Origin of the sequence: Photorhabdus heterorhabditis (genome assembly GCF_001280945.1) — a bacterium.
GTDB classification, from domain to species: domain Bacteria; phylum Pseudomonadota; class Gammaproteobacteria; order Enterobacterales; family Enterobacteriaceae; genus Photorhabdus; species Photorhabdus heterorhabditis.
Genome location: NZ_LJCS01000003.1, coordinates 129778 through 142400, shown reverse-complemented (window position 1 = coordinate 142400; position 12623 = coordinate 129778). Strand labels below are relative to the sequence as shown.

General features: G+C 40.9%; 12 protein-coding genes. 5 read left to right on the top strand and 7 right to left on the bottom strand.

Annotation, left to right across the window (positions count from 1 at the left end; translation table 11 throughout):
• Positions 1 to 3: 3 nt before the first annotated feature.
• The 3 genes from pqiB (at position 4) to rmf (ending at position 2627) form a co-directional block, all read left to right on the top strand.
• Entirely contained in the window at positions 4 to 1653 is a 1650-nt protein-coding gene (gene pqiB, locus AM629_RS02360) for an intermembrane transport protein PqiB (RefSeq protein ID WP_054475790.1), read from the top strand.
• Entirely contained in the window at positions 1650 to 2213 is a 564-nt protein-coding gene (pqiC, locus tag AM629_RS02355) for a membrane integrity-associated transporter subunit PqiC (protein ID WP_083451852.1), read from the top strand. The genes pqiB and pqiC overlap by 4 nt, the downstream gene beginning before the upstream one ends.
• A gap of 246 nt (positions 2214 to 2459) precedes the next feature.
• A complete protein-coding gene (gene rmf / locus AM629_RS21740; protein ID WP_071881064.1) occupies positions 2460 to 2627 on the top strand; it encodes a ribosome modulation factor in 168 nt (55 codons plus the stop codon).
• Positions 2628 to 3084: 457 nt separating this feature from the next.
• Here rmf and AM629_RS02350 read toward each other — a convergent pair whose 3' ends face one another.
• The 3 genes from AM629_RS02350 to AM629_RS02340 form a co-directional block, all read right to left on the bottom strand.
• Positions 3085 to 3423: a hypothetical protein gene (locus AM629_RS02350; protein ID WP_054475788.1), complete on the bottom strand. Its 339-nt coding sequence runs from the start codon at positions 3421 to 3423 to the stop codon at positions 3085 to 3087.
• A gap of 428 nt (positions 3424 to 3851) precedes the next feature.
• Entirely contained in the window at positions 3852 to 4370 is a 519-nt protein-coding gene (fabA, locus tag AM629_RS02345; protein ID WP_054475787.1) for a bifunctional 3-hydroxydecanoyl-ACP dehydratase/trans-2-decenoyl-ACP isomerase, read from the bottom strand.
• A gap of 83 nt (positions 4371 to 4453) precedes the next feature.
• The gene (locus AM629_RS02340) at positions 4454 to 6184 is read right to left on the bottom strand and encodes an AAA family ATPase (protein WP_054475852.1); all 1731 of its coding nucleotides are present in this window, start codon (positions 6182 to 6184) and stop codon (positions 4454 to 4456) included.
• A gap of 362 nt (positions 6185 to 6546) precedes the next feature.
• Here AM629_RS02340 and matP point away from each other — a divergent pair, with 362 nt between their 5' ends.
• Positions 6547 to 7002 carry a macrodomain Ter protein MatP gene (matP, locus tag AM629_RS02335; RefSeq protein ID WP_054475784.1) on the top strand — a complete coding sequence of 152 codons (456 nt, stop codon included), beginning with the start codon at positions 6547 to 6549 and terminating at the stop codon, positions 7000 to 7002.
• 137 nt (positions 7003 to 7139) lie between these two features.
• On the opposite strand, the gene ompA is transcribed toward matP, so the two are convergent.
• The 3 genes from ompA to sulA all read right to left on the bottom strand — a co-directional run bounded on the left by ompA (position 7140) and on the right by sulA (position 9477).
• On the bottom strand, positions 7140 to 8240 hold the full coding sequence (ompA, locus tag AM629_RS02330) for a porin OmpA (protein WP_054475782.1): 1101 nt from the start codon (positions 8238 to 8240) through the stop codon (positions 7140 to 7142).
• A 244-nt stretch (positions 8241 to 8484) separates the two neighbouring features.
• Positions 8485 to 8607: a hypothetical protein gene (locus AM629_RS24950; protein WP_262499990.1), complete on the bottom strand. Its 123-nt coding sequence runs from the start codon at positions 8605 to 8607 to the stop codon at positions 8485 to 8487.
• A 345-nt stretch (positions 8608 to 8952) separates the two neighbouring features.
• On the bottom strand, positions 8953 to 9477 hold the full coding sequence (gene sulA / locus AM629_RS02325) for an SOS-induced cell division inhibitor SulA (protein WP_054475780.1): 525 nt from the start codon (positions 9475 to 9477) through the stop codon (positions 8953 to 8955).
• 247 nt (positions 9478 to 9724) lie between these two features.
• On the opposite strand from sulA, the gene AM629_RS02320 reads away from it, so the two are divergent.
• Positions 9725 to 10327, top strand: a complete 603-nt coding sequence (locus tag AM629_RS02320) for a TfoX/Sxy family DNA transformation protein (protein ID WP_054475779.1) — start codon at positions 9725 to 9727, stop codon at positions 10325 to 10327.
• Positions 10328 to 10378: 51 nt separating this feature from the next.
• On the opposite strand, the gene yccS is transcribed toward AM629_RS02320, so the two are convergent.
• A complete protein-coding gene (gene yccS / locus AM629_RS02315) occupies positions 10379 to 12526 on the bottom strand; it encodes a YccS family putative transporter (protein WP_054475777.1) in 2148 nt (715 codons plus the stop codon).
• Positions 12527 to 12623 lie beyond the last annotated feature (97 nt).

The window sequence follows — 12623 nt, the reverse complement described above, 5'->3', positions numbered from 1 at the left end:
AAGGTGACGGATAAAGTTGAAGACCAGAGTCAGGCTAAAATCGACAAAATTAAAAGTTGGTCACCAGTCTGGATTGTGCCGATTGTGACAGTGCTTATTGGTGCTTGGGTATTGTTTTACCATTTTAGCCACCAAGGACCGGAAGTAACGTTGATTACCTCCAACGCAGAAGGGATTGAAGCCGGCAAAACTAAAATTAAAAGCCGCAGCGTGGACATTGGTGTGGTTGAGAGGGTTATGCTAAGTGATAACCTTAGCCAGGTTATTATCAAGGCTCGTTTGCATGATGGAATGGAAAACCTATTGCGTAGTGACAGCGCTTTTTGGGTAGTGAAACCGCAGATTGGTCGTGATGGAATATCTGGTCTTGGTACTCTCCTCTCTGGAGCTTTTATTGAGCTTCAACCGGGCACACTTGGCGATGAAGAAGATAAATTTTATTTGCTGGCCTCACCTCCATTGGCCTCACCTGATGCAAAAGGTATCCGTGTAATCTTGAGCAGTGATAAAGCGGGTCAACTCAATCCGGGTGATCCGGTGCTGTTTCGTGGCTATCGAGTTGGCTCTGTTGAAACCGGTGAATTTGAACCGAAATCCCACTTGATGCGTTATCAATTGTTTATTAATGCACCTTATGATGGCTTATTGACAACTAATGTTCGTTTCTGGAAAGACAGTGGTATCACTGTTGATCTGTCTTCTCAGGGGGTGCGCGTTGAAATGGCTTCATTATCAACACTGTTTGGTGGTGGTGTCAGTTTTGATGTACCTAAAGGCTGGGAATTGGGCGAGCCAGTTAAAGAAAAAATTACTTACAAACTCTTCGATAACCAAAAAAGTATTCAGGATTCTTTATATACCGAACATAAAGATTATCTGTTGCTCTTTTCTGATTCAGTTCGTGGATTACAGCCGGGGGCGCCAGTAGAGTTCCGTGGCATTCGCATGGGGACTGTGGCAAAAGTGCCATTCTATTCAGAGGAGATGAAACAGCGATTAGATAATGATTTTCGCATTCCGGTCCTTATCTCTATTGAACCAGGACGCTTTGAAAAAGAGCTGGGTGAAGGATTTGATGTTGAGAAAGAGCTAAATAGTATAACTAAACGTGGCCTGCGTGCTTCGCTTAAATCAGGAAACTTGCTGACTGGAGCGTTATTTATTGATTTGGATTTCTACCCGAATGAAAAAGGGTGGACTGGTCCGCATGAAATTTCCGGTTATCAATTATTACCAACAATCAGTGGTGGTCTTGCTCAAATTCAACATAAGGTCATTTCAGCGCTGGACAAAATTAATAGCATGCCAGTTGAGCCAATGTTTAATCAGGCTACCCGAACGCTGGAAGAAAGTCAGAAAGCAATTAGAAAAGCGCAGCAAGCCCTTGATGAATTAAATAAGGTACTGGCTAATTCTGAAACCAAAGATCTGCCAAAAGATATACAGAAAACATTGCAGGAATTTAACCGCAGTATGCAAGGTTTTCAGCCGGGTTCACCCGTTTATAACAAGATGTTAGATAATATGCAGCGACTGGATCAAGTATTGAGTGAGTTGCGGCCTGTTTTGAGAACACTAAATAATAAGAGCAACGCGTTAGTTTTTGAAGCTAAGCCAATTGACGATCCTGAACCGAAGAAGGCTAAAAAATGATGAAAAGATGGGCGTTAATTTTAGTGATTTTTATTTCGGCTTGTAGCAATCAGCCGGAAAAAACTTATTACCAATTGCCGGTAGTAGCAATCGCACCACAGAATAGTGCTGTTATACAGCATGATCACCAGTTGTGGGTACAACGGATTATACTGTCCGATTATCTGGCATCCTCCGGTGTGGTATATCAAAGCAGTGATGTTAGTTATGTCAGTGCGGTGAATCATTTGTGGGCAGGCCCGCTGGAGCAGCAGCTACAGCAAGTGCTGGTAGCTGAATTAACTATGGCATTACCCCAGCGTTTGGTTTCTGCCCAACCATTGGTTAGTAAACCGGAGACTTTAGATGTGAGAATCACTGGTTTTCATGGCCGTTATGACGGTAAGGTGATTTTACAAGGTTATTGGACTTTAACCCGTCAGGGGCGTGTCGTTAAATGGCCTTTTAATCTAGAGCTGAAACAGGAAGAAGATGGTTACGATGATTTAGTTCGCACACTGGCAAAAGGATGGAGTCGGTTGGCACAAGCTATTGCCAGTCAATTAGCTTCCCAGACATAACCTTTGTCATTCTCCGATCGTAAAGCCCTTTATGCTCGGAGAAGATAAATATTATCAGCAATATAAAAATTTCTCTTTATTATTAGCCTGTTATCGATTCTTTTGTGCGGATTATAACAAATATTACATTAATATGAATTTCTTGACTTGATTTTCAAAACTTATAGGGGTATTTCTAAATTGTGGTTGGATGAAGGACAACCACTGTTTTCTTTCTACTGATATAGCTTATGAGGTAAGTAAAGCATGAAGAGACAGAAACGGGATCGTTTAGCACGTGCGTTATCGAAAGGGTATCATGCAGGCATTTTAGGACGTCCAAGGGAGCATTGCCCCTATTATTCATTAGATGCCCGTTCTCATTGGTTAGGAGGATGGCGACAGGCGATGGAAGATAGAGCGACAATGGCTTAGTCTGGCAAACTGAGGCCACAGTTAAGTAAGCAAAACCTCTTCTTTTTATCAATGTTATACTAGCCTAAATTTGATCTGACAGTGACTGATTGTTTATACATAATACAGATATCTGTCAGATTAAATCTTATTGATATTCTTTCTGCTTAGATTTCTCTTTGGCTGTGACTAAAATAAAAATGCCCATATCGCATAAAATAAATTTTTCCCGGCGCTAATGGGTTTGCCAATATCTATTTATTAAAGCATCGTGTATTGAAGGTCTTGATTGCACTGTGTAATAAACCAGTAAGCATGAGCAATGTCAGGGTTCAGATTTTTTAATGTTATTGTGTGCCTTATGAGATTTTATTTGCGAATTCGATAAGATGTGAATCAATGGCCGCCAGTGATACATCCTATTTAACCATATTCTATGGCGGCCATTAAGTAATCTATTTACGAGGGGTGACGTAATTCAGTAATGGCAGTAAGCTGGGTTTGATAAACATTCATGATGTAATTCAACCCAAAAGAGGCGGCTATATTCCTCAATCCCAGCGATTGATATGGTTACAACTTCATGACTTGTATAGGCGGTTTGAAGCAATGATAATAACGTCGACCCACCATTAATAGTACATACCCACCTAAATCCTTGTGAGTGAGTAGGTGTCGCTATTTTTCCATAGCAATCTCCATTAGTATTAGGTGCTTTTAGCATTTCGACGGTACCGTCAACCCTATCTAGTTTTGCGATAGCAGTTGGTGTAAGAGTCAACGCTACGATTATAAGCGCTATTTTTCTGATGTTCATATAAATTACCCTTGGTTGTGTTTGTTAATAATAATTATAAATCGTAAATTTTATTAATATTTATACCTGTTATCAGTATGCTCTTGTGAGCTTATCTGATATGCCAAGTCAATTTGAGCATAGCACAATTTGTCAATTGCATGCTAATTAGCCAGCGATAAACCAAGTGCTTACTATTGCAGGCTGCTCAGGTGTGGTTTTGTGTTATTTCTAGCCGAGGTGGGCTTGATTTGATTTTTTTGTTCTATGTGGATCTCAGAGTTTCATGCTCTGAAATATAGCCGGAATTGCCTTTGAGTGAGCAAAAATAACACCAAGTATTTTTTCAAGATTACTGTGTCACGTGACGTCGAGCTTTTACTGTTTTACTGAAGTAGGTGAAAAGCAATTAGCTAGTCACCTTTCTTTTTGATATCACTGATTATGTGTCAGAAAGTACTGGTATCTTTAAACAAGCCTACTTTTAGATCTGTTGCGGTATAGATAACTTTGCCATCTACCAACACTTCACCATCGGCCATACCCATAATTAATTTGCGGTTAATAACACGTTTAAAATTGATACGGTAAGTAACTTTTTTAGCTGTTGGTAATACCTGACCGGTGAATTTAACTTCACCAACACCAAGCGCACGGCCTTTGCCTTCGCCACCTAACCATCCAAGGAAGAATCCAACTAATTGCCACATGGCATCAAGACCAAGACAGCCTGGCATCACCGGGTCGTTAATAAAATGGCAGTCGAAAAACCATAAATCAGGGTTAATGTCTAGTTCAGCTTCCACATACCCTTTACCGTAGGTTCCACCGTTTTCTGTCATTTCAATGATGCGATCCATCATTAACATATTGCCAGATGGTAATGGTGGCCCATTTTCTCCGAATAACTCACTTAGCCCAGATGCGATAAGATCTTCTTTTGTGTAGGATTTACGTTGATCAATCATATTCTTAGATAGCCTTATATTTAATGTAAGGTAAATAATAGAGTACACTTGTACGCTGGACAACTCCGATCAGACATTTTGGATTAATCCAGCCAGCGAAGAAACCACGGGGATTTAGGCCGTTCCTGATTATTCGCTTGTGTTATACGCTCCTGTATCATAGCTAACAAGTGTGTTTCTTGTTGATCATAATAAGGGATACCTGTCAGTAAAGGCAGCGCTTCAGAAACATGTTTTACTGACCACACGTGAAATTTTTGCGCTTTTACTGCGTCTACGACTGCTTGGTTAAGACATAAGTGGCGGACATTCGCCGCTGGCAGAATGACACCTTGATGACCAGTTAGCCCACTGCGGTGGCATACTTCAAAGAAACCTTCGATTTTTTCGTTAATACCACCAATTGGCTGAACATAACCAAATTGATCCACCGCACCGGTGACGGCCAGTTGTTGATCGATGGGTTGCTGGGAAAGAGCACTTATCAGTGCACATAATTCAGCAAGTGAAGCACTGTCACCGTCAACTTCGCTATAGGATTGTTCAAATACAATAGACGCGGAGAAGGGTTGAGGTTGATCAAGCTTTAATTCGGAAATTAGGAAGGCTTGCATAATCATCATGCCTTTCGCATGGATATTGCCGCCTAATTCTACTTTGCGTTCGACATCAATAAATTCTCCATCTCCCACATGGGCCACACAAGTGATACGAGATGGTTCTCCTATTGGATCAGGGTGACCAGGATACTCCAGCACGGATAATCCGTTAATCTGACCAATGACCATTCCCTGAGTACGGATCAGAATTTGACCTTGCTGAATCTCATCTAAGCTACGTTCAGACAAATAGTTATGACGCCAGAGGCGATTTTCCACCGCTTGTTTGATCGATTGAGCTGTAATTTGGTTTTTTTGCTGATAGAGTGCCGCAGCTGTCAGTTGTTGTTGTAGCCAGAGAATATCCAAAGGCAGGCGGTGTTTATCTTCTGCATAACGGGTTGCTTGTTGGATAAACTCAGGCCAGGCATCATGACTCAGTGGTGGCAATTGCCACTGTTGAATAAGCCCATTGATATAGCTGCACCACAGGCTTAGATCCTGTTCATTATGCAATGGCATATCCAGCTCAAATTCACCATACAGAGCGCTTTTTGCTAATTCAGGCTCTGTAACCTGAAACTCTTCAAGGCTGAGGCGATCTCCAACCAAAATCAAACGTAGATTTAGTGGAATGGAGGGGATGGGTAATGGTAAGGATTTGTTATTATCCTGAGATAACCATTCAAAGTGTTGCTGAATAATCATCTGTTTCAGGCGAACCCACATTAATGGTTGGGTCAACAAGGTGCGTAACGGAAGGATAAGTACGCCACCATTTACTTGATGAACTAAACCGGGTTGTAGATGGATTTCTCCATGGTGAGAGTGGACGCAGCCAAATAATTGTTCTGCCTCTATCCATTCACGATAGGCTACTCGCAATTTAGGTGTGAAATGGCCTTCTGTTGATGATTGCCAGCTAATTTTTTGTTGTTCTATCTGATAGTCGCCGCCAATTTGGGGAATTTCTTTGGGGAGTAATAGATGGATAGATCCAGCTAATTCTGACAAATAAGTATCACATTCCTCAGCTTTCAACAGCATAAAAGGCTGGCGGGAATTCATCCGGCAGAAAAGCTTCAAGCCACTATGCAGCCGTGACTGAACGACTTCCATACTGGCAGGAGCCTGTTGGGACGCAGAATGAAAAAACGCATTATAGGGAGTGTTATCCGGCAGTAATGCCTGCCAGTCTAGTTTGTTATTGGTCAAAGTGATCGCTATATATTGTAAAGTAGGAAAGCGCCGATTATACAAGATTAAGATATATACCCAATAGATTTCAATATGCATCGAGACGGCAAGGGAGCGAATTCCCGGGAGCATAGATAGCTATGTCATAGATAACTATGTCATAGATAACTCAGTGACCGGGGTGAGTGAGTGCAGCCAACAAAGAGGCAACTTGAAAGATAACAGGTATAAACCAACATGTTTGAATGTTTGCTATTACAGGCGTTTTATGTAAAGCATCATTGTGAACAAAAAACAGGCAATGATCAATTTAGCCATAAGCAATTTACTAGAATAGTTGCTATGCTTATTTTTAAGTTACGCCGTCACTGAGAAATAAGATGAAATATCAACAATTGGAAAATCTGGAATGTGGCTGGAAATGGGCTTATCTGATAAAGAAACATCAGGAAGGTGAGCTAATTACCAAATATATTGAAAACAGCGCAGTTTGTGAAGCAGTTGATATGCTAATCAAGCTTGAGAGTGAACCGGTAAAGGTACTTACATGGATTGAACAGCATATGAATCCTGATTTATTCAACCGTATGAAACAAACAATCCGCGCTCGGCGTAAACGGCATTTTAATGCAGAACATCAGCATACTCGCAAGAAATCTATCGATTTAGATTTTCCTGTATGGCATCGCTTATCTGCACTTTCTCAACGGCGGGGTAATACACTGTCCGAAACTATCATACAACTCATAGAAGATGCTGAACGTAAGGAAAAATATGAAAATCAGATGTCTAGTCTGAAGCACGATTTAGAGGCTATTTTGGGTAAGAGTGAGTAATCTCAGCTATTGTGGATTGGTATCACAATAAAACTCGTAATATAAGTTGATATAAGATTTCAATGGATGGAAAAGAAAACCCCATTTTCAACGGGGTTTCCCTATCTTTTGATTACATTAGTAATCAATAAAGACTGTTACTGAGCAGCTTGTGCTTGAGTAACAACTTCTTTAGTGCCTTGGATTTCGATCTCTACGCGACGATCTGGAGCCAAGCAACTGATTAAGTTAGGTTTGCGAATTTTATCACAAGTAGAACCCGTTACTGGATTTGCTTTACCGTGGCCTTCTGCACTGATACTGCCCGCAGGGATGCCTTGAGTTACCAGATAGTTAACTACGCTCTGAGCACGTTCTTGCGATAGTTTCTGGTTGTATGCGTCTTTACCAATACGGTCAGTATAGCCAAGAACTAGCACCTTACCCTGAGTTGGGTCGATGTTCGCTAATTCAGTATATAGCTGGTTCAGAGTCTGTTTGCCTTCCGCTTTCAGCTCAGAGCTGGCGAATTCGAACAGAACGTCAGAGCGCAGAGTAAAACGTTTGTTTTCAACAACCGGAGCTGGAGCAGGGGTTGGAGCAACAACCGGAGCTGGAGCAATAATTGGAGCAGCTGCTTCATCTTGGCCGAAGCGGTAAGAAACACCTACGCTCAACAAGCCGTTGTCAGGACGTGCACCTACTGTACCTGCATCACCGATATTGTTAACCCACTGGTAGTCCAGGCGAGTAGCCCAGTTTTTGGTCAGAGCATACTCAACACCAATTGCTACCAATGGAGAAACACCGGTATCATGGTTTTTCAGATGAGTGTTGGTAGCGCCGTAGGTTGCTTTGGAATCTGCACGCCAAACCATACCACCCAAACGAGTATAGACATCCAGATCATCCATAATTGGATAACTTAGTTTAGTCGCTAGTTGGAAACCATGAGCTTTGAAGGCACCATTGTTTACGCTACCTTTGTAAGGCATGCGGCCTAACCAATCATAACCTATTTCGAAGCCGAGATATGGATTGGTTTGATAGCCCAAATAAGCACCTGCGCCTAGCTGGTTTTTGTGCGTAGGGCCATTACCGATTGCATTGGTATAATCGTTACCGTAGAAGTTTACGTCATGGTATTGAGACCAGCCCAATTTACCACCAGTATACCAAGTGTTGTCTTTTGGAGCTGCTTGCGCTGCAGTTGTGAAAGCGGCCACTGCCACTGCTACCGCGATAGCTGTCTTTTTCATTTTAACGCCTCGTTATTATCATCACCCAATAGGCAATTGGCTTTGGGAGCCTTTTTACTTACTGCCTATCCCAATTGGCTATTTATACCTGTTATCTTTCAAGTTGCCTCTTTGTTGGCTGCACTCACTCATCCCGGTCACAGAGTTATCTATGACATAGTTATCTATGCTCCCGGGGATTTGTTCCCTTGCCGTCGCGATACATCTTGAAATCTATTGGGTATACATTTGCCATTCTTTGTAATTATTCAGGAACGAACTTGAGTAGTACTCGAACTTCAACTTCTCGTACTGCATGTACGCCCTGATATTCTGCGTGCTGTACATGTTCACTATTTATCCATACATTCACAAAAACGGCACGCATTAATTACTTATTACTTACATCTACTGAGATAGGCTATTAGCCATATTGATTAAAAAACTCAGTTTAAGAATACTGCACTTTCGTCAAACCAGTTAACCAAACAATACAAGGGTACTAAGCACAGTAATCTTTAATGGTGTAAAGTCTACAACGAAGTTAAAAAGTTACAAGTGGGTATTGATTAATAGCGCAAAAAAATTAAAAGGTAATGTATAATTTAAAAAAAACTTTACTATTCTTTACAACTAATCCTATATTAATTAATTGATTTTAATTGTGATCAGTGTTTTTTGGTCAAAATTGGTTATTTTGTGCTATGGATATTGAGATAATTCTTGGTTTTGGTCAATGATAGTAAATGGAATGAATTTTTAGTAAATTTGATTGTAGTTCAGTACAGTTGGTTCCTTTATTCACATTTTGTGGGCGCATAATAAAGCCCAATGCGTTACCTTTTCGCGCCGCAGACTGCAATTTTACCGTATCTCTTTCTGATAACTTAGGTAACCAGCCAAGTACTACGCTGTAATTACCACTCGCTAGTGCTCTTTCCATTGCATCTACAGTTGTAATGGAGTTGATGTGATTTAATTGAACAATTTTATCTAAAGGTAATCCAGAGTTAATTAACCATTGGCGGCTTAGTTTCTTGTGTGGACTCACCCATAGCAGCCAGCGAGACTCATTCCCTGATTCACGTAATAGAGGTAGCAATATATGGTTAATGACAGATTGGTTATCACTATAAATCAATTCACTCACTATACCACCACCTCCCACTGAATTATCTTGTGTAGGGGAAGAGCGTGATGGCTGCCTTTCTGTTGACAGATGTTTAGAAGAGTAAACCCAAGATGATTGAATGCCCATAATGAACCTCGCCACAAGATGCTGTATGAACATACAGTATCTTTATGTTAGTCTAAGATCAAGTCTATTTTTTCAAAGGGCTTCGCAAATATTGATTATAAATCGCTTTAAGTTCATTTAATCATTGGCAGAAAAAATTGGATTGCGTATGTTTTTAATTACTTGTTCCTCTTATCTATTTTACTGATAGCTGGGACAAATCTATGGATAAGAGACTTATTTGCACTAAACTCATGGAGCGATCTGTATGTTTTTGTCTGAGGTACGTTTTACTCAACTCAAAAATGGTTTTTCTTCGTTTGGAAGATTGACAAGGAAACCGCAGTTTGGCGGCTACAGCCTGCTGGCTGACGGGGTTATGTTCGCTATTATTGCTGATGGAGAATTATATTTACGGGGAAATAGTCATGCTGAAGTATTGTTCAAAGCCAGAGGAATGAAAAACTATATTTATTCGAAAAGAGGAATACCTGTAACTTTGCGTTATTACCAGGTTGGTGAATCACTTTGGCAAGATCAAGCATTGTTGTCTCAATATACACATTTAGCCTATCACTACTCATTGATTGAAGTGGTGGGTAAAAAGAAAATACCAGCGCGCTTAAAGGATTTACCTAATCTTGGAATGTCTCTTGAGCGTCAGTTATGGAAAGTAGGAATATGTAAAGTTGAAGATTTACGGTTGTTAGGTGCGAAAGCCAGTTATTTAAAACTGCATCAATATAAAAGAAAATTTAATGTTAGTTTGTTACTTGCTCTGGCTGGTGCAATTGAAGGATGTCATTCAGCCGTTTTACCGGTACAAATTCGTAATGACTTATTACGCTGGCACAAGGAGTTGTCCTGTTAGATTTTTATCGTGAACAGTTAAATGAACGGGGCAGCTAACTGCCCCAGTATATTAATGGGGTTCTAACTGGTTAATTTGTTTAATATGGTTAACAATTTCAGGTAGCAACTCTATTAATAAACTTGTTTGTTGCAATACTAATTGCTCTTTACTGTTTCCTTCTACCAAGGCTTGTTCAATTTTTTTCACTATATTGACAGGTATTTGTTTAATTCTTTCATCATCTATTGATGCTAGTTTTAATGCTGTATCAACATAACAAATAACGTCGTTAAGAATATCTAGAATAACTTTGTTATCCAATTTATCCCGGTGCGCTCCCAGCGTGGAGATATAACTCAACATTGTGTGATTTAGGCACAGTAGTCGGAATGCTTCTTCTTGGGAGGTTTGATAACTTTTCGGCTCGGCAGACATGTTTGAAATAACTGATGCTAGTTCTGCATCACTATTGTGGGCATCACGGCGGGCAATTCGATAGCTCAATCCATTGTCTTTTCCCTGATTATATTGGACTAAAATGGCATCAAGATAGCGGCAATTAGTACTCATTGTCCGGCTGATTACTTGTGATAATTGGCGGAATTTCCAGTCTGGCCAGATGAAACTCACTGCTAACCAGGCGATACCACAACCAATAAATGTATCAAAAATTCTTGGTAATGCGACGTCAAAACCTTCACCTAACAAATTAAAACACAATAATACCAGCAGCGTGATAAATAAGGTTGCGTGTGCATACTGGATATTACGAAAGGCAAAGAACAGTACACCAGAGATGATCATCAGTACCAATTGCCCTTCAATAGATGGTACGAAGTAGAGGATTGGTAAGCCGATTAATACCCCGGCAACAGTTCCTATTATTCTCAGAGCCAAACGGCGGCGGGTAGCGCTGTAATTAGGTTGGCAAACGAACAAACTGGTTAGTAAAATCCAATATCCACGTTGTAAATCCAGCAACTGAATCATAGCGTAGCTACTGCACAGTAAAACAGACATACGGATTGCATGACGGAATAGGGCTGATTGTGGAGTCAGGTGACGGCTGATCCTTAGACAGATATCGCGCACACCAGTTAGTGGTTCATCAGATAGTTGAGTTTCATCTTTTCTTTCTTTAGTCAGATTGTCCTGCCCGGATCTAATACCGGCTAGTTGTGCATCGATCGCACGCAAGTTTTTCAGTAGATTGTATAACGCGGTGATCTTGAGGCTATGTTTTTGTTGTTCCCCCAATTGTTGCAGCGAACTTTCCAGATAGTTGAAAGCACGTTCAACACGTGGATTGTGCTGATATTGCCTGTGCCAAAGAATTGACTGAGCAACGTGTTCACATGCACGGGCTTGCATGGAAAGAAGACGTTGAAACCGGAACAGGACATCACTGTAACGGAAAGCATTCCGTAGGCTCTGGTACCTTACATGAGCTGAACTCGCTCGTTCATGAATGTCCTGTGCGACAAAATAATAATGTAGCGTGTGACGAGTTCCACGTTGACTACGCTCTCCCTTCAGACGGGTTAATAAAGAGGCTTTGGTTTGATTTAGCGTATTTACCAAAGTACTGTTTGCCATTGCTACGTTAACGACAGATTGCTGGTATCCCTCTTCTATATCGGGATCAAACAAGTTGGCTTTGGCATTAAGATAAGCTGAAAGTTGCTGATAACAACGCGCTAGGTTGTCTTGTAACGGGCGAATAGGAAACAGTAAGTAGTCGGCGAGTGTTAGTAGGTGATACCAGATTGCTCCTGTCAGGAGTAATAGTGGTTGTTGATACCATAGTGGAAAAATAGATGTACCCAACATGGTATAAATGGCAATCAGTAACGCACCAAATGCAATGGTTGCGTAGCGTTGCCCGAGCGCACCCAGTAAGATAAAACTACAAGTAGATAACGCCAGTCCGACGGTGAAAAGCCAAGGGTAAGGAAATAGCAATTCGATAGAGATTGACGCGATAAAGAAAGAAATTAGCGTGATCATTAGATTGCGTAAACGGCCAATCAGACGATCATCGAGGTCGGCCAGTGCTGCGGCAACAACACCTAAAGTCAGTGGTATGGTTATCTTAGGTTCTTTATCTAGAAACCAAGGTACTAGCGTTGTTCCAGTTAGGGCTATTAGGATACGGGTATAATAAAGAAGATGACTGTTATAAAGAAAACGGCGCAGACCGGAGAAAACAGTTAGCACAAAATACCTCTGAGGTAATGATAACGGCCATAAATGACCATTAGGATATAAGGTTTATTAGTGATAAAAAACCCTTATAAGGCATAGTTCAACTATT